The sequence below is a fragment of the Paenibacillus sp. B2(2019) genome (assembly GCF_008370385.1).
In the GTDB taxonomy this organism is placed as follows: domain Bacteria; phylum Bacillota; class Bacilli; order Paenibacillales; family Paenibacillaceae; genus Paenibacillus_AQ.
Map to the genome: position 1 here is coordinate 72,852 of NZ_VTZR01000032.1, position 19,641 is coordinate 92,492.

A 19,641-nucleotide genomic window follows, 5' to 3' on the forward strand; every position below is an offset into this window, starting at 1 on the left:
CTGTTCTACTTAACGCTAAGTTGTATCTCTTTTTCTTTTACAAACTTCTCCAGCACTCTAAAATCCTCGGTAACCTTTTTAAATGGTAAAGATTCCAGTGCCTTATCCCGGTAATCCTTTTTCGCAGCAGCAGACAGACGGGAATCAAGTATGCTGAGTACACCAAGGTCAGTCTCACTACGGATCAGTCGCCCGGTTCCTTGTCTTAACCGAAGCAGCATGTCCGGTACAAAAACGTCATTTAAGGGATCCTTCGCCAAAGATGCCTTATATTCATAGACAGGATCGGAAGGAACAGGGAAGGGCAGACGGAAAATAATTAACTGCGACAAATCAGAACCTTCGATATTCACGCCTTCCCAGAATACACCGGTACTAAGAAGAACGCCTTTACTGCCACGGAATTCAGCGATCACCCCGTCCTGAGACGATCCTTCTCTTTGAACATGCACCGCCCATGCAAGCTTCTCGGATTTTAACTTATTATGAATGTACTTCATATCTTCCTTCGCTGAAAAAAGAACCAATGTCCGTCCGTCCGTTAAATTACAGAGCCTCAGCATTTCCTTGTATGCTGCTTCAAGATAACCTACCTTGTTCTGATGGTTGTAGTAAGGGATGTCCTTAGCAATATACAGCATGGTGTGGTTGTCATAATCAAACGGCGAAGCCTGGCGCTCCATATAATCTCCCTTGTAACCGAGCGACTGCGTCAGATATGCATATTGTTCCTCTAGTGTTTCTCCGGTCTGGCACATAGTTGCTGACGTTAAAATAACAGATGTTTTCCCGTTAAATAAGCTATATCTTAGGAACTGGCTTATGCCTTTAGGACAGATACTAATAGTGGCCTCACGCTGGGTATTGCTTCCCCAAATCAGGTAGTTATCCTGGACTCCGGCGAGTACATCAAAGAGATCTATAAGTCCGTTCATGGCTTCAAAAAGATTATCGATCTCTCGCTCATGCTTGGAAGTTAAGACGGATAAGCTGAGATTAAACTCTTTCAAAACCTGAGCCCCCCGCTTTAACGGAATCCCTGTGATCTCCGACACTTTTATCCGGTCATTATCCTGCTTGGCTGTTTGCAGCAAATCCGCTTCTACCTGTTTGAAAATATGACCCACGCATCTTTTTAAAAATTTAAATTGCGGCAAAAGGCCGTTATCTGCGGATTGCTTGAAGAGAATCTGTAAGGTGTCATCCAGAATACGGCAGGTTCCCCGATATGTAAACTCGAGCGTTCTAGCATCTCTAACCTTTGCTTCCAGATTATGAGCTTCATCAATTACGATCAGAGCTGGCCGTTCAGTGATTAATCCCTTCGTTCCTTCTTTTTTCTTGATCAAATCACGGATGAGCAGGTCTTGGTTGACGATAATAAAATCCATGTCGCTGGCGTAGGCGTTAATCTTCGCTCTCATCTCGTAAAATGAACATGTACTTTTATAATGGCATCGTTCAAATTTACAATCATTCACACAAACATTAGACCATACTGCATCACTAACTCCGCCCTTAATATCTGCTCTCTCATCAATGTCATAATTCACAATACGCTGGGCAAGCGTAGATAGAGGAGAGCTTGAATCATCAGGTTGTAACAGGTCTGTTGCCCTGTATCGGCAAGCATATTGCCCCATACCTTTTCCGACTACGGAGCGAACCGATGTAAATCCGAGCCGGCTTCCGATGAATCTCAGATCTTTATGGATCTGTTCTGAAAGTTGTATGGAGGATGTTGCAATAATGATCGGTTGCCTTGAGACCTGGTTAATGAGCAGGCTGGGAATGAGGTATGCAAAGGACTTACCGATGCCGACTCCAGCTTCAATCATTGCGTTTTTACCATTAATATAAGCATCAGCGATATCCAGAGACATATCTTGCTGGCCGATCCGCTCTTTAAGTCCAATCCTGGGAAATCTATCATACATCCGAAAGATGGCATTGACTAAAGAGGGTTCGATGTCCTTTTTTAGCTCCCGCTTCTGTAATTTATATAGATCACTTAACCAGCTAATAACGACCGCCTCTTTTCAAAATCAATTTTCTTCCAGTCCCAGTTTTTTGGGTGAGGTTGTAATTATCGTAGATGAAGCGCTAACAGTCAAGTGTCAGAATATAAAATAATGATTTTTAACCCTTGTTCTTCCAATCATTAGAGATAGGAAGTGCGTAGGATCACAAAGCATTTATTGGATACGTTTATACTCAATATATCAATTAAATTTAAAATATAAATTACATAAGAATTTGGAGGTTACTTGCATGGATCATTTTACTTTTACAGATATGAAAAAAATAAAGAGAGAAAAGAAAAATTGGGGAAGAGTTTGGTGTTACCTCCGTTAATGAACTATTCGGGTTATTCGAACAAATGAAGATAGGGATCCCAATAATAACCCATGAAGATGACAAGGGAATGTCAATTGCAGTACACGATTGTTTCTGCGAAGGGTTACCTATTATGGAAGGGAAAATGGTATGTGACCTAGAGGGGGCCATTATCGAAGGAGCACTTAGCAAAATACGTGGGAAACGAGTTTCCGTCCGGGAAGTGAAATGTAATGTTCATGGGGATGAATGTTGTGAATACATAGTCAAATATTAAAAATTTACGTGATATTTTGATCATAATACGGATGTTTGAATCAGATCTGTAAATGACAGAAGAACAGCGATTCTCCATTCTCGGAGAATCGCTGTTTTGATTTTTTGTTCAATTGTGATTAAGAAGCTGATTTAGGAGTAAACGCTCTACGAATAACCTTCGTCAATTCCATTAGGATGACGGCGCCGAGTGCCAGCCCGCTTGCAATCAGCCAATCGGACATTCCGAATGAAGCCGGAATCGAGAAGATTTCTCTAACTCCTGGCAGAACCGCAATCCCGTAAAAGGCAAAGCAGACCAAAACGGCTCCGATGACGTATTTGTTGCTGAAAAACCCAGCTTCAATAGCTGTTTGACTGTTCGAGCGAGCGGCAAAGGTCTGAAGTGTACGAGACAGGATCAGGGTTGTAAAAGCCATAGCCACGCCCATATCAGGGGAATGCTGGAGTCCGATATACAGGGATATAATTACGGCTATACCTATAAGTAGACCACGGGTAATAATAGCCTGCATCATTCCTCCGGCAAATATACCTTCCTTCAGTTCTCTTGGATTTCTGTTCATCACGTTAGGTTCAGGTTTCTCCATACCAAGGGCAATGGCGGGCAGTGAATCATTCGCCAGATTGATAAATAGAAGCTGAATCGCTGTGAAGGGATTAATCCAGTCGAAGATCAGGGCAAACAGAATGGCGATAATCGCACCCAGGTTGCCTGAAAATAAATAGGCGATCGCTTTTTTGATATTGTCGAATACCGTTCTGCCCACAGATACAGCATTCACAATGGATACAAAATTATCATCGGTCAAAATCATGGCAGCCGCATCTTTAGCAACATCGGTTCCACTGCCCATAGCAACACCGATATCTGCTTGCTTCAAGGCAGGCGCGTCATTTACGCCATCACCGGTCATGGCTGTGATTTTGCCTTTTCGCTGCCACGCCCGGACAATTCTGATCTTATTCTCCGGAGAGACTCGGGCGTACACACCAATCTGTTCAAGCTTATTATCCAGTTCTTCGTCGGACATGGCATCAAGCTCTTGACCGGTTACGGCAATTTCTTTTTCGGTCATAAGGCCGATATCGCGTCCGATCGCTTGTGCGGTTGTCTTATGATCACCAGTAATCATGATGGTCCGAATTCCAGCCTTCTTGGATTCTGCGATCGCGCCATAGACAGCTTCCCGAGGGGGATCAATCATAGCTGTCAAGCCTACGAGCACCAGATTTTGTTCATCCTCAAGACCCACTTCAGTGACTGTATTTGGTACAGTTTTGTAAGCATAGGCAAGTACACGTAGTGCTCTGCTGGAGAATTCCTCATTGGCTTCAATGAAAAGATCAAGAACTTCCGGTGTCATCGGCACTTCTTGTCCACTTAGTAGTACATGCGTACAAAGACTAAAGAGTACATCTGGTCCGCCTTTAGTGATCATTGCTTTTTGTCCGTTAAAAGTGTGTAAGGTCGTCATTAGCTTGCGATCCGAGTCAAAAGGAAGTTCGGCTTCACGAGGGAAATTGTCGCGTATTTCCTTGTAATCTTTATTCATGCTGTTACTGAAGGCAATAAGTGCCACCTCAGTTGGATCGCCTAGTTCTTTACCATCTTCATTAATGTTAGAGTCGTTACAAAGCACGGCAATGTGTAGGAGGCGCCGGGCTTCCTCAGACCATTCTTCGGGCTCTTGATTGAATTGATCACGATCACCTTCCGGTAAAAAGTAATCTACAACTGTCATTTTATTTTGGGTCAGAGTACCGGTTTTGTCCGTACAGATGACACTGGTTGATCCAAGTGCTTCGACGGCTGGCAGCTTACGAATAATCGCATGTTGCTTAGCCATTTTATTCGTACCTACGGATAAGACAATCGTTACGATCGAGGATAGAGCTTCAGGAATAGCGGCGACTGCCACAGCGACTGCAAACATTAGGGCATTCAGAATGGCTTCCGTGGTATCCACTGTATCATTCGACAGCCAAACACGTCCGGCTTGGATGGCAAAGATCAAAACGGACAGCACGATAATTGCTACACCCAACTGCTTGCTAAAGGTTTCGAGCTTACGCTGTAGTGGCGTCTGCTTGGCTTCGGCGCTCTCAATGAGTTCAGCGATTTTGCCGATTTCGGTTGTCAGTGCAGTTCCTGTTACTACAAGAGTTCCACGGCCATATACAACCAAAGAACCGCTAAACGCCATATTACGACGGTCCCCGAGTGGAGATTCCTTCGCGATGGTATCCGTATGCTTCTCTACAGCTTCGGATTCTCCGGTCAGCATGCCTTCATTGATCTTCAAGCTTCCCGATTCTATGATACGGCCGTCGGCAGGTACAAAATCTCCAGCCTCCAGTAATACGATATCACCGCGAACAAGCTCTCTGGCAGGGACTGATTTTAAGGCTCCATCCCGCAACACTTTAGCCTCGGGTGCCGACATCTGCTGCAGGGCATCAAGTGAACTCTCCGCTTTACGAGTTTGGATGACACTTATAACTGCATTGAGAATCAACACGAGGAAAATGATAAGCGATTCCATAACTTGACCCATAACAATCTGGACAATGGCCGCAATAAGCAGTACGACCACCATAGGGTCCTTGAAATTTTCAAGAAAAAGCTTCCAGAGGGGATCTTTTTTCTTTCCTTTTAATTCATTGTAACCATCACGTTCCAGTCGTTTGTCGACTTCTGCCGACGTAAGCCCGTTAGTTGTACTCTGCACTTCCTGTAAACTGTCTGTTACATTCTTGCGGTAATACTCCACTAATGATAGCTCCTCTCCGCTGTGCTGTGTCTTTTTTTAGGTCTCATAAGCTTCGATTTACTGCATAAGTGCACATAACTGCGTGTTCTACACAAGTATGGTATATCAGTTCGTCAAATCAGTAGACTTCAGGACCTATCTTCAAACTTACGATTCAACTTGACGCAAGTTTCAAAATATGGAGCTTAGTATGCGCATATCTAAAAAAAGATCATTCGTAATCGTCCATATTGTGAAATCTTTTTAATGAATAGTATTGGATTACCTATGAAGAAGTCTTAATACATGGGAAGACATAGGGAATTCCTGGATCTTTCGTGTGTTTTCCTATGATTATGGGGGGTAACACCTTTAGTATTAGTATAGTTGTCAATTATGTCGGAGTTGTAAAATGGTGTAAGCACATATGAAAGCGGTTACAAATGGGGGGGTGAATCTCTAAAGTTAAAGACATTGGCTACGCCTAAGTATCAGGAGGATATTTCATTTTAAAGGGTTGGTTCTAGAAAATTTAGGTAATTAACTGATTTCCAAAACTGGAGGAGGAATGCAACAAATGAGTAAAATGCTTAAACAAGTCATCTCGATCTTACTCGCAGCTGCTTTGCTTATTCCGTCTAGCTGGCTGGCTCCGATTACGGAAGCTGCAGCACCCGATGCGATAGTGCCATCAGACTCAGTATTGGTATATCACGAGAATTTTGTGAGTGGCAAAGGCATCGCAGGCCAATCGGGCAGTGCTAGTCTTACGCCTGTCACAGATAAAGCATTTGCTGGCAATGCTGACGGAGCGGCTTTATATGTAGGCAACAGAACAAATAACTATGACGCGGTTGATTTCAAATTTAGTGACATGGGCCTAGAAAACGGTAAAACCTACATGGTGACCGCATCCGTTTATGTTGACGCTGATGTGACTGTACCTAGCGGCGCACAAGCTTATCTCCAAACCATAAACAGCTATGGTCTTTTGGCAAGTGTAAATTATGAAGCAGGTAAAGCGATCACCTTGACTAAAGAATTCACTGTGGATACGAGTAAAGATACGACGCTACGTATTCTGTCGGACGAGATTGGTAAAGCCGTTCCGTTTTACATTGGGGACGTCCTCATCACGGCAAAAAAAGCGGTAACAGAAACGGATAAAGAAATTTATCACGAATCTTTTGTGAGTGGCAAGGGTTTAGCTACACAATCAGGTAGTGCTAATCTAACAGCTGTCACCGGTAAGGTTTTTGCTGGTAATGCTGATGGTGCCGCATTATATGTTAGCAATAGAACAAATGACTGGGACGCGGCTGATTTTACATTTAGCGACATAGGCCTGGAAAATGGTAAAACCTACACGGTGACCGCAACAGTGTACGTTGATCCTGATGTGACTGTACCTAGCGGTGCACAAGCTTATATACAAGCGATAGGCAGTTATGCCCTTTTGGCAAGTGGGGATTATGAAGCTGGCAAAGGGATCACTTTGACGAAAGAATTCATCGTAGATACGAGTAAAGATACGAAACTTCGCGTCCAATCGAACGCGATAGGTAAAGCCGTTCCGTTCTATATCGGCGATGTGTTGGTTACAGAAAAGGTGACAGCAGAGCCGACACCAATACCAACACCAGAACCACCTAGAGATCCAGCGTTACCTTTTACCACGGTTACTTTTGAGGATCAAAAAGCAGGTGGTTTTGAGGGCAGAGCAGGTAGCGAAACGCTTACTATTACCGATGATGAGAATCACACGGATAACGGTTCATATGCTTTAAAGGTAGAGGGCAGAACGAGTACCTGGCATGGGCCTTCATTACGTGTGGAGAAATATGTGGACAAGGGCTACGAATATAAAATTTCGTTATGGGTCAAGCTGATCCAGCCTGCAAGCTCCCAGCTTCAGCTGTCTACCCAGGTTGGCAATGGAAGCAGCGCCAATTATGTACAACTGGCACCTAAAACCATCAGTGCAAACGATGGCTGGGTTCAGTTCGAAGGCACATACCGCTATAACAATGTAAGCAGCGAGTATTTGACCATTTATGTGGAAAGCTCAAGTAACAGTACTGCATCTTTTTATATCGACGACATCAGCTTTGAAAAAACAGGATTGGGTCCGGTTGGTATTCAAAAGGATCTGATTCCGATTAAAGATGCTTATGAAGATCATTTTTTGATCGGAAATGCAATATCTGCGGAGGATTTGGAAGGCGTAAGACTTGAACTTCTGAAAATGCATCATAATGTCGCTACGGCAGGTAATGCCATGAAGCCGGATGCGTTGCAGCCTACAAAGGGCAACTTCACGTTCACTGGTGCGGATGAGCTTGTAGATAAAGTGTTGGATGAGAGAATGCAGATGCATGGCCATGTATTGGTATGGCATCAGCAATCACCAGCATGGATGAATACAACATCAGATGCAGACAACAACACGATCCCCTTGGGACGGGATGAGGCTCTAGATAATTTGAGGGCTCATATCAAAACCGTTATGGAGCATTTTGGCGATAAGGTGATCTCCTGGGATGTTGTCAATGAGGCGATGAGTGATAACCCGTCTAACCCAACGGATTGGAAAACTGCACTGCGATCCGCCCCATGGAAGAGTGCTATCGGCGCAGACTACGTAGAGCAGGCATTCCTGGCGGCAAGAGAAGTTCTAGACGCGAATCCTGATTGGAATATTAAACTCTATTACAATGATTATAACGAAGATAATCAGAATAAAGCGCAGGCCATTTACAGTATGGTCAAAGAAATTAATGATAAATATGCGCTGACTCACCCTGGTAAATTGCTTGTTGATGGTGTCGGCATGCAAGCACATTACAGCATCAATACAAACCCGGAAAATGTGGAGCGGTCCTTGGAGAAGTTTATTTCCTTGGGCGTCGAAGTTAGCATTACCGAGCTGGACATTCAGGCTGGAAGCAACTATCAGCTTTCTGAGAAGCTCGCTAATGCGCAGGGTTATCTGTATGCGCAGTTGTTAAATATCTTCAGAGCTAACGATGAGCATATCAAACGCGTTACCTTCTGGGGTATGGATGATAACACGAGCTGGAGAGCTTCATCCAATCCACTACTGTTCGATAAGAACTTACAAGCCAAGCCAGCTTACTATGGCGTTATCGATCCTGATACCTTCATTGAAGAGCATGAGCCTGAATCGGTTGAAGCTAATCATTCGACCGCTAAATTCGCTGCACCTGTCATTGATGGAACGGTTGACGAGATCTGGAGCCAGACCGCTGAAATGCCGATCAACCGTTATCAAACAGCTTGGCAGGGTGCGAGCGGAGTGGCAAAAGCACTCTGGGATGATCAAAATCTTTATGTCCTGATCCAGGTTAGCGATACGCAGCTTGATAAGAGCAGTGTGAACGCACATGAACAGGATTCGGTTGAAATCTTCGTGGACCCAAACAATGGGAAAACAACGTTCTATCAAGAGGATGATGGGCAGTACAGAATCAATTTTGACAATGAGACTTCATTTAATCCCACAAGCATCGCAGCTGGTTTCGAATCGGCGACTCACATTTCCGGAACAAACTACACGGTTGAAGTGAAGATTCCGCTTCATGGGATAACTCCGGATGACGATACAAAGCTTGGTTTCGATGTACAGATCAATGATGCTAAAGACGGCTCACGTCAAAGTGTTGCGGCTTGGAACGATACAACCGGTACTGGATATATGGACACATCTGTTTATGGTGTACTTACCCTCAAGGGGAAATCTACCGGTTCGGAACCGACGCCAACACCAACGCCAACACCAACAAATACACCAACTGGTAGTAGCAACACTGGTAGTGCAGTAACAACTCCACAGCCTGTAGCCATTGCAAACAAAGATGGTGTTGTTACGATTACACTGGAGGTGAAATCCGATAACGGGCGTGCCATAGGCACGATCTCCAGCGACAACTTGAAAAAAGCGCTTGAACAAGCTACAGCAGCGGCAAACGGCAAGAAACAAATCGTGATCGAAGTACCAAAGCAAACGGATGCGAAAGTGTATGATATACAATTGCCAACCCAAAGCTTGATGGGGAAAGAAAACTTTGAACTATTGCTTAAGACGGAAAATGCTACAATCCAAATTCCAAGCAATATGCTGCCCGACTTAACAGACCTTGCTGAGCAAGTGTCCATACGCATAAGTAAAGTCTCAGCGGACAGCCTGAGTGCAGCTACCCGCAATTTGATCGGCAACCATCCGGTTATTGATCTAAGCGTAGTATCAGGCGATAAAGTCATTCCATGGAATAACCCTAACGCACCTGTCACGGTATCCATTCCGTATACACCGACAGCGGAGGAGCAAAGTAATCCGGATTTAATCGTTGTTTGGTACATCGATGATAAAGGCAACGTAGCTCCGGTTCCGAACGGTCGATATGATGCTGCAACCCAAACGGTTGTATTTCAAACGACCCACTTCAGCACTTATGCAGTAACCTTTGTAAAGAAAAACTTCGGAGACCTGCAGAACCTATCTTGGGCAAAACAAGCCATAGATGTTATGGCAGCTCGCGATGTCATCCAAGGCACCAGCATGAATAATTTCTCACCTGCAGATTCTATGAAGCGAGCGGATTTCATTGCTCTTCTCGTGAGAGCGCTTGAACTGAAGGGAACGGGCAAAAGTGAAGCATTGTTCAGCGATGTCCAAAAGACGGACTATTATTATGATGAACTGGTCATCGCGAAGGAACTGGGAATTGCCACAGGCTTTGAAGATGATACGTTCCGACCAAACATTGAAGTCTCTCGCCAAGATATGATGGTGCTGACTGCGCGTGCGCTAGCGGCATCCGGTAAGCAAATCAAGGCGAGTGGAACTTTAAATGCTTATCTGGATGAAGCAAGCATCTCCAGCTATGCGAAAGACAGCGCATTATTGTTGATCAAATTCGGAGTTGTGAACGGAAAGAACGATAGAATTGCGCCTAACGACACGCTTACCCGTGCTGAAGCAGCAGTTATCTTGTACCGCATCTGGAAGCTGTAGGCTAGCTTTGAGAGAAAGTCTTTATAGGCGGTTACAAGAAATATCAAAAAAAACGTAAACGACAGAAAACAGCGATTCTCCCATCCATGGAGAATCGCTGTTCTTGTTTTTGTATAGGACTCAACGGATATGGGCAATGGCAGAAATGAGTTCAAGGGGTGCACGAAAGGAGTGCCGGAGCCCGTGTTTATTTGCTCCTCTACATTGGAGTTTTTCTCGCCAAACCACCGAAAATCTGTGGAAAATACAACAAGGTGTGCTACGTAAGTTACAAATTTAAACTAACAGAAGCCAACTCACCCAACAGGGTAATTTGTTCGTCGATCAATATAGAGAAGATTTCTCTGACACAGGAGAACTGCAATGCCTTAAAAAGTAAAGCAGACCCTGCAGGTAGTTCGCAGGGTCATGCTCTTCAAAATTTTGGGAGGACAGTTCAAAGGCTATCCTCTTCTTATTTCTTACCTTCTCCCTTGGCATTAAGCATGGCGATCAGCTTATCGCCCTCGACGTCGAGGTTCGGAAGCAGACGGTCTAGCCATTTCGGAAGCCACCAGGCTTTGTCGCCGAAGACGGCCATTACCGCCGGAACGAGCGTCATGCGGATGATGAAAGCATCGATCAGGATGCCGAAGGCCAGTGCGAATCCGATCTGCTTGATCATCGCATCAGGTGCGAAGATGAAGCCAGCGAAGACGGAAACCATGATTACGCCTGCGGCAAGTACGACGCGGCTGGCGAGATCGTAGCCGTGAACGACACTGTCGTTGCCACGACGTCCATGGACGTAAGCCTCACGCATGGAGCTGACGAGGAATACCTGATAATCCATCGCCAGTCCGTACAGAATGCCGGTGACCAGAATTGGCATAAAGCTGAGCAGTGGGCCTCCTGTGTCAAAACCAAACAGAGAGTGCAGCCATCCCCACTGGTACACGGCCGTGGTAAGACCGAAAGTAGCGAGCACACTGAGAATGAAGCCTACCGTCGCCTTGATCGGAACGATGACCGACCGGAAAACAAGCAGCAATATAATTAGGGATAGAATTACGATGATGCCGATATACACGGGAAATGCATCGGATAGCTTGGAGGACATATCGATGTTGATCGCAGTGAAGCCGGTCACGCCAAGCGTTACATCATTTGCTGATGCGAGGCTGGAAGCGGGATCGCGCAGATCCTGTACCAGATCTCTCGTCTTTGTATCTGTAGGGCCAGTTTTAGGGATTAGACTGATAATAGCAATATCTCCGGTCGCGTTGACACCCATCGGGGACACCAGCGTGACGTTCTCATGCATTTGCAGCTCTTGAACCAGCTTACCAAGCGTCTCCATGGAAATCTTGTCGGACGGGTTGTTTGGTTGGGCCACCAGTAGTAGCGGACCGTTGAACCCTTCGCCGAAGCCCTTGGAGATGATGTCATAGCTCTGGCGTGCTGGAGTGTCCAGATTTGCCGAAGCGCCAGACGGAATACCTAGCTCCATTTTGGTTACTGGAATCGCCGCTGTACCAAGAACCAAGACCACTAGAACAATGATAGCCCAGCGGTATTTTACCGTTGCGTTCGCCCAGCGGTGTGAGAACCCGTGACGGGCTTTGTTCGCGGAAGCTACGTTCTTTGAACGTGCCTTGGCGGTGCAGATCCGTTCGCCGACGAGACCCAGCAGCGCAGGCAGCAGGGTAAGCGCCAACAGAACAGTGATCAGCACGCTGACAGCAGCAACGAGAGCCATGGTTGACAAGAAGCCGATGCCGATGACCAACATGCCGCAAAGGGCGATGATGACGGTCAGTCCGGCGAAGAATACTGCACTTCCGGCGGTGCCGACCGCTCGGCTTGCCGCTTCCTTGGCACTTAAATTCTCATCGAGAATTAACCGCCGCTGCCGGTTCACGATAAATAAGGAGTAGTCGATACCGACAGCCAGACCGATCATGACTGCGAGAATGGGTGTAATGTCATTCATGTGCACAATATTCGAAAGAGCAAAAGCACCGCCGACGCTAATCGCGACACCAAGGAGCGCGGTGATCAGCGGCAGTCCGGCTGCAACAATCGAACCGAGTGTAATAAACAGCACAACTGCTGCGACGGCTACGCCGATCGCTTCCGTAGATCCGATGGATGGTGTGCTTTTGAGTGAATCACTCGGAATGGCTGTGATCCCGGAGCCTGCCTGCTCGACTTCGGTTACAGCCTTAATCACGTTATCTGGTACAGAAGAGGGGAGTGATGTCTGCTGAACAGTGAACTGGAATTGGAACAGGGCGATGCTACCGTCGGCGGACAGCATAACGCCGGGAACCGGAGCACCATCAACGATTAGTGGCCCGTAAGGAGCGGCCTGAACCGCAGCGTCTGTCTGACTCGCAGCCGCCGAAGGGTCCGCAGTGGCAGTTTGGCCACCAGCAGCTGCTGATGGGTCTGCTCCTGCAGCTTGACCCGCAGCCGCCGCGGCTTGCGCGGCCAGTTCAGCAGGATTGATGATATAGTCCATGCTGTAGACATCATTTATAGCCTTCAGAATCAGTGCTGATCTCTCCGGCGTATCTAGCCGTTCTCCATCAGGTGCGGTAAAGGCAACGCTCGCCTGTCCGCCAGCAGCTGCTGGAAGTTCCTTGACCAGCATATCCAGTACTTTTTGCGATTCAGTGCCTTCAATTTTCATTTCCGAGCTGGACTGGATGCCATTGACACCAAGCAGGGCGCCTATGACACCGAGAATCAGAATCCAGACGGTAAGGAAATACCAGGGCTTGGTATATGCAGATTTGCCCAATCGGTACAGAAATGTAGACATATTATGGTTTCTCCTTTGTATCTCTAAATTAAAAGCCTTTGCGTAAGTAAGTAAACATGGAATTTAGATATTGATCGAACGATATGGCATCGGAGTGTTCATCCTGCGCTTCACCTGGTAGCATGACGTTCAGACGTCCATCCAGAATCGGCACGAACGCTCCGTAAACGGCACCAGCGAGAAGATGTGTATATCCGTCGGCATAACGTCCATGAGTGAACTGTTCGAGCACTTCCTGCGCGGCAATCTGCAGGCGGCGGAATACGCTGAGGATATAAGGCTCCAGCGACTGATACTGATTAGCCAGCGATACAAACTGCCGCAATTGATACAGAAACTCGGAAGTAAACTGCAGCTTGAACAATTTGTATAAGGCATCCAGCGGTGTTGCATCTGGTGGCAGATCCTCGAATAGCTTGCTCTGACCCTCTCTTGAAGAGTTGCTGATAAAATATGCGGCTACCGCCTCCTCTTTGCATGAGAAGTAGTTGGCAAAGGTTCGCCGGGAGTAGCCGGCCTTCTGTACAACGTCGTCGACGATGAAGCCGTCCATCCCTAGTTCAAGCGCAAGCTCGAAGGCAGATTTGGCTAAGGCATAGGCAGTAGCTTCTTTTTTTTTGTCGCGCAGCGTCTGTTTGGGGTTCAAGTTCTATGCGATCTCCTTTCTTAAGTACAGAGGACATTCTGTGCTCTATTTTCTATTTTTATATTATTGCCCAAAGGGCAAAATTGCGCAATGGGCAATTTTTTAAGCGAGTGGAGGTTATATTCAGGATACAGGGTAGAGCTTATAAGCAGGGTAGTTGTCAGACTAAAAAGAGATCAGCAATGATTAACATCGCTGATCTCTTTTGCAAGTTGCTTTTTATAGTGCTAATTGCTTCTATATATTAAGCTTCTTTAGCAATAATTTTTTTGAGCTTCACTTCGGGTTCTTGCTCCGGATCAGGCGCTTGCCCAACACGTTTAATGAAGAAAGAGAGCAGCAGCCCAAGAATGCCGATACCAACAATAACTAGATAGGAATCATTGATACCTTGAATGGAAGCTTCCATAATCATATGTTCTTGTGTTCCGTTCTGTGTGCTGCCCGAGGCAAGCATATCCTTCATATGCGTTGTAGTACGGCTTGTCATTACAGTGACAAGTAGGGAAGTCCCTACGGCGCCAGCCACTTGTCGAATGGTGTTCGAAATCGCTGTACCGTGCGCACTAAGCTTGGAAGGTAACTGATTTAGTCCTAAAGTTTGTATTGGCATAAGGAGTAGAGCCATACCGATCCGGCGGCCAGTTGACATATATACCAGATACATGTAACTGGTTGAGTCCGTTAAATTCACAAAGCTTAGAGTCGTTGCTATTGTAATCAGTAGACCGATAATAGCGAGCCACTTTGCCCCGAACCGGTCGAACAGCTTTCCGGTTATCGGCATCAATAAACCCATAATGAGCGCACCAGGAAGCAGTAGTAAGCCGGATTCCATCGCTGTAAAGCCACGGGCATTTTGCAGATACAGAGGCAGCAGCATCATATCTGCATACATCACAATTGTAACTGCGATACTGATGACAGTCGTTAAGGAGAACATACTGTATTTGAAGGCCCGAAGATCAAGCAGCGGGTTTTGGGAAGCTAGTTGCTTCCAAGCGAATAAGCCAAGGGAAAGGACACCCAATCCAAGAGACAACAGTACTTCCGCGCTTGACCAGCCTGCGCTGGCAGCACGGCTGAAGCCATACAGCAAGGTGCCAAAACCGATAGTAGAAAGAACTACGCCAACAATATCCAGCTTAGGATAGACACGTTCCGATACATTTCTCAAATAAATAAATCCACAGATGATTACAATGACAGTCAAAGGAATCATGCCGTAGAACATAGTTTCCCAAGAATAATGCTCCAAAATATATCCGGCCAAAGTAGGTCCAATCGCAGGTGCGAAAATAATGGCTAACCCTACCATCCCCATGGCAGCCCCTCTCTTTGCAGGAGGGAACAGGGTCAAGATGACATTTGTGAGCAGTGGCATGATAATCCCAGCGCCAGCTGCCTGAATCATACGCCCGGTCAGTAGAATAGGGAAGTTTGTTGCGAGAGCCGAGACGATCGTTCCAGCTAAAAATATAAACATGGAAGCTTGAAAAAGCTCTCGTGTCGTAAACCGTTGCATCAAATAAGCTGTAATTGGGATTAGAACACCATTAACCAGCATATAGCCTGTTGTCAGCCACTGAGCGGTAGCAGCCGAGATATTAAAATCATGCATTAACTCGGGAACGGCAACGCTCATTACTGTCTGATTCAGTGTCGCAAGAAAAGCGCCCAAAATCATAATGAATAAGATGGGTCCCTTTTTTACGGAACTGCTTGTTACTTCTGTCTTTGTACTCACTCCACTCCATCCTCTCAAATCGTCGATCATGGACTAAATTTACAATGTGTTGTATAGTTTACAATGCATGAATTAGATTATAAATGAAATTTTCATGTAATCAAGCAACGATTTGCGAAAAAATGTAAAATAGTTTACATTCATTTTAAATTTGTAGTGTTTTCTCATGGAAAAACAACAATTTTTTAAAAATTGTAGTTTACGATATGAATGTAAAAGATTGGAGAGAGTAAAATGAATAACACATCGCAACGTACAGATCCCCGGGTACTTCGTACACGTCAATTGCTTAGAGATGCTGTGATTGAATTACTTGAGGAAATGGATATTGAGAAAATATCAGTAAACCGTATTGCAGAGCGGGCTAAAATCAATCGTGTTACTTTTTATCTGCATTATCGGGATCTCCCGGATATGTTGGAAAAGATGGCGGATGAGATGGTGGAGGACATTTTACAAGTCGTCAACAACGATGACAACCATCACGAATCGGTTGAAGAAGAAAATTTGAGGATACTAGAGAGTCTGCTTAAACATATTGCGGAAAATGCAAAATTCTACAAAGTGATACTCACATCGAAAAGAAGCCCGATTTTTACAGATCGTCTGTTCAACTTGATGGCGGAAATCATCTCTGCACACCAGGAGAAAAAGGAGGGGGTTGCTGAGCATTCCAAGATGCCCATACAGAAGGACATTGCCGTTTGGTACGGTTCAGCAGCCCTAATTGGCACGGTTATTTCTTGGCTTCGAGATGACATGCCCTATACGCCAGTGTATCTTGCCAGACAAATTAGTATGCTGCGTGCCAACTAATCAAATGAATACGATCAAAAGAAAAAGCCGCGCATCATTGCGCGGCTTTTGATGTACAGAGCGGGTAACTCACTGCACACTGAGATTATCCCAGTTGACTTGGAATTCCTTCAGCATGCCTTCTTTGGTCAGCTTGCCACCGAGATACCCTTGGATGCTGCTGGATAATTCCTGCGGCATCCCGTTCGGCAGACGGGTCCAGTTCCAGGTCAGCGCTTGATCCTTATCGGTATAAGCCAGCACCTCGGCGCCCAGCGCTCCAAGATCTTCTTCGGTGCCCTTAATGCTGTCGAGCGCAGGGATGAACTGGAATTCCTTAGTGATATACTTTTTCCCGGTCTCGGAGGTGACCAGCCAATCCAGGAAGACCTTGGCTTCCTCCTTAACGGGGGAGTTTTTATTGATCACCCAATTGCTTGGCACGCCTACATACAGCTTGTCATTGTCTTCGGGGGTGTCGTCAATGGGCATCGGTAGGATACCCAGATTTAGATTAGGATCGATGCCGTCGATCTGTCCTTGCGTCCAGTTGCCCTGCTGCATCATCGCGGCTTCTCCGCTCGCTACCATTGTGACTTGGGTATTATAATCGGTCGAGAGTGGATTCTTGTTGCCATACTCTACAGTAAGGTCCAGCAGGTCGATCCATTTGGAGAAAATGGGGTCCCCGGCGAAAGTTTTGGTGCCGTCCGTAAGCCCGGCGATAAATGCTTCGGGTTCTGGCTGCTGGGCGAAAGCTACGTTCACATTATGATTGCCGAGCACGAACCATTCCTGATATCCATTTGCAAAAGGTATGATGCCTGCTGCCTTTAACTTCTCGGAGGCTTCGCGCAGAGCGGTTAGAGTTAAGGGTTTCTCGGTGATACCTGCTTTCTTAAACAGGTCCTTATTATAGATGAAGCCGTATCCTTCGAGATTCATCGGCATGCCATAGAGCTTGCCATCTGCGGTCATCTGTTCTGCTGCTAGGGGCTTTACATCCTTGGCCCAAGCTTCACCGCTTAGATCCTCCAGATATTCCATCCACATATCACGTTCATTGTTGCCGCCAATGGTGAAGATATCAGGTTCATCTCCTGATGAGAACTTGGCGCGTAGGGAGGCGCCATAATCGGTCCCGCCACCCACGCTTTGCACCTCCAGCTTAATATCGGGGTGTTCCTTTTCAAATTCAGTCTTAAGCGAAGCTAGCGCTTCAGATATTTCAACCTTGAACTGGTAGATGTGCACAGTTTTAACTCCATTCGCATTGTCGCTGTTATCTCCGCAGCCGGCTGTCAGAGCAGCCAGCAGCAGGGAGCATGCGAGGAGAATTCCACGTTTGGTTCTCATATTCATTCATCCTCTCTGGCTGAAAATAACATGTATCGTTAGCCCTTTACAGAGCCTTGGGCAATGCCTTCAATAATATATTTTTGCATGGCTAGGAAAAAGATGACCACGGGCGTAATCCCGAGCACAAGTCCCGGAAGTGCCAAATCCCATTGCTTCGTATATTGTCCGAAGAAGCTATAAGTGGCAATGGGAATGGTGCGAAGCACCGGGTCCTGCAGAATAAGCGAAGGCATCAGGTAATCGTTCCAGATCCACAGGGTATTCAGAATAATGACAGTGACAATAATCGGCTGCATGAGCGGAAGCACAATCCGGAAAAAGGTACCATAAGGACTGTTGCCGTCCACTCTCGAAGCCTCCTCAATATCAAGAGGTACCGATTTGACGAAGCCATGGAATAGAAACACAGTCATCGGGGCGCCAAATCCAAGATACGCTAAAATCAAACCTGCGGTTGAATCCATGACGCCCAGGCCGCTAACAACTTGCACCAGCGGGATCATGATCGCCTGAAACGGAATAACCATAGCGGCCACTAAAGCAATATAAAGTATGCGGTTATATAAGCTGTTATTGCGGACCATTTTGTAAGCGCACATAGAGCAGAGGAACGCTAGCAGAATATTACTAATCACCGTGATAATAAAAGAGTTCATAAAGGCACGAGGAAAATTGATAGCTTTCCAAGCTTCGGCGTAGTTGCTCCACTGGAATACGGAGGGCAGCGCAGCGGAATCCGAAAGAATCTCACTATAGCTCTTAACCGAGTTAGCTAGCAGAAAGTAAAACGGTACTAGGAATAGAAGGCCCAGCAGGATTACAATTACTTCGACGAGAAGCAGGGGCACATTGAATTTCTTGGCGGTAGTCTCCATTACAGCTCCACCTCTCTTTTCTTGGTTGCTCTAACCTGTAGCAGGGAGATTGCGGCCACAATGATGAAGAAAATCATCGCTTTCGCGGAGCCCATCCCGAATCGGCTAATAGTATAGGCCTCATTGTAAATATTCAACGCTACAGATTCGGTAGCTTTGAAGGGACCACCCTTGGTCAGCGACAGGTTAAGGTCGAACAGCTTAAACGACCAAGAGATAGAAAGGAACAGACAAACGGTTACAGCTGGCATAACCAGCGGGATGGTGACATGGCGTAAAGCCTGAAAGCGTCCGGCACCATCCACTTTTGAGGCTTCAATCAGGCTTTTGGGAACGTTGTTGATTGCAGAAATGTAGATGACCATTAGGTACCCTGCATTTTGCCAGACAAATACGATCACAATCGCCCAGAAAGCTGTCCCTCCGGTGCCCAGCCACGGAAGATTAAAGAAGGACCAGCCCGTAGCCTGTCCAATCGAGGAGAATCCTCTGACAAAAATAAACTGCCATATGAACCCGAGCAATAGCCCACCAATGACATGAGGGACAAAAAATACCGTTCTCAGAACATTGCGCGTGAACAGCTTACGGGTCAGCACATAAGCGAGTGCGAAGCCGAGCAGATTGGTCAGTACCAGGCCAAATAAAGTGAACTTCGCTGTGAACCAGAATGAATGAAGAAAGGAAGGGTCCTTTGTGAAGATATGTAGATAGTTCCGGAGCCCGGTCCACTCCACATGACGCGAGATTCCGTTCCAACTGGTAAAAGAATAATAGAGTCCTAAAAAGAAAGGAATCAGCACAATCATAAAGAAAAACAAGGAAGTCGGCCCGACAAAAACAAACTGCTGCATCAGGCGTGATCTTTTTCTATGGTCCATCGTTCCTCACCCCTTTTGGTTAATGTAAACTTTTCATTCTATAACCGGATTGGTGATTAAGCGAAACAAACATAATTGAATTATCGCTGCTTAGAATGATTTCATTACAGGCTTGACAGCCCTTTCAAAGA

Annotated in this window: 11 protein-coding genes; 3 read left to right on the forward strand and 8 right to left on the reverse strand. The window is 46.0% G+C overall.

From position 1 onward, the window contains the following. Nucleotides 1-5 precede the first annotated feature (5 nt). Complete coding sequence (locus tag PAENI_RS30515) at nt 6-1,937, reverse strand: ATP-dependent DNA helicase (protein WP_262495789.1); 1,932 nt, start codon at nt 1,935-1,937, stop codon at nt 6-8. Between the two features lie 488 nt (nt 1,938-2,425). Here PAENI_RS30515 and PAENI_RS32880 point away from each other — a divergent pair, with 488 nt between their 5' ends. Further along, entirely contained in the window at nt 2,426-2,614 is a 189-nt protein-coding gene (locus PAENI_RS32880; RefSeq protein WP_410477499.1) for a V4R domain-containing protein, read from the forward strand. A 118-nt stretch (nt 2,615-2,732) separates the two neighbouring features. On the opposite strand, the gene PAENI_RS30525 is transcribed toward PAENI_RS32880, so the two are convergent. Then, the gene (locus PAENI_RS30525; protein WP_149647845.1) at nt 2,733-5,387 is read right to left on the reverse strand and encodes a cation-translocating P-type ATPase; all 2,655 of its coding nucleotides are present in this window, start codon (nt 5,385-5,387) and stop codon (nt 2,733-2,735) included. A 556-nt stretch (nt 5,388-5,943) separates the two neighbouring features. On the opposite strand from PAENI_RS30525, the gene PAENI_RS30530 reads away from it, so the two are divergent. Then, nucleotides 5,944-10,401, forward strand: a complete 4,458-nt coding sequence (locus PAENI_RS30530) for a glycoside hydrolase family 10 protein (RefSeq protein ID WP_149647846.1) — start codon at nt 5,944-5,946, stop codon at nt 10,399-10,401. Between the two features lie 454 nt (nt 10,402-10,855). On the opposite strand, the gene PAENI_RS30535 is transcribed toward PAENI_RS30530, so the two are convergent. The 3 genes from PAENI_RS30535 to PAENI_RS30545 form a co-directional block, all read right to left on the reverse strand. After that, nucleotides 10,856-13,207, reverse strand: coding sequence for an MMPL family transporter (locus tag PAENI_RS30535; RefSeq protein ID WP_149647847.1), 2,352 nt, complete (start codon nt 13,205-13,207; stop codon nt 10,856-10,858). 28 nt (nt 13,208-13,235) lie between these two features. Beyond that, the gene (locus PAENI_RS30540; protein ID WP_094872232.1) at nt 13,236-13,853 is read right to left on the reverse strand and encodes a TetR/AcrR family transcriptional regulator; all 618 of its coding nucleotides are present in this window, start codon (nt 13,851-13,853) and stop codon (nt 13,236-13,238) included. Between the two features lie 244 nt (nt 13,854-14,097). Then, a complete protein-coding gene (locus PAENI_RS30545; protein WP_262495804.1) occupies nt 14,098-15,540 on the reverse strand; it encodes a DHA2 family efflux MFS transporter permease subunit in 1,443 nt (480 codons plus the stop codon). Between the two features lie 294 nt (nt 15,541-15,834). Here PAENI_RS30545 and PAENI_RS30550 point away from each other — a divergent pair, with 294 nt between their 5' ends. After that, entirely contained in the window at nt 15,835-16,416 is a 582-nt protein-coding gene (locus tag PAENI_RS30550) for a TetR/AcrR family transcriptional regulator (protein ID WP_149647849.1), read from the forward strand. A gap of 69 nt (nt 16,417-16,485) precedes the next feature. Here the strand turns inward: PAENI_RS30550 and PAENI_RS30555 are convergent, their stop codons facing one another. From PAENI_RS30555 to PAENI_RS30565, 3 genes are read right to left on the reverse strand one after another with little or no spacing between them, the layout of a single operon-like run. Continuing rightward, entirely contained in the window at nt 16,486-17,751 is a 1,266-nt protein-coding gene (locus tag PAENI_RS30555) for an ABC transporter substrate-binding protein (protein ID WP_262495790.1), read from the reverse strand. Nucleotides 17,752-17,789: 38 nt separating this feature from the next. After that, nucleotides 17,790-18,629, reverse strand: coding sequence for a carbohydrate ABC transporter permease (locus PAENI_RS30560; RefSeq protein WP_076298168.1), 840 nt, complete (start codon nt 18,627-18,629; stop codon nt 17,790-17,792). Next, nucleotides 18,629-19,510 (reverse strand): carbohydrate ABC transporter permease, encoded by an 882-nt coding sequence (locus PAENI_RS30565; protein ID WP_149647851.1) that lies wholly within the window; start codon nt 19,508-19,510, stop codon nt 18,629-18,631. Before PAENI_RS30565 ends, PAENI_RS30560 begins: the two co-directional genes overlap by 1 nt. Nucleotides 19,511-19,641 lie beyond the last annotated feature (131 nt).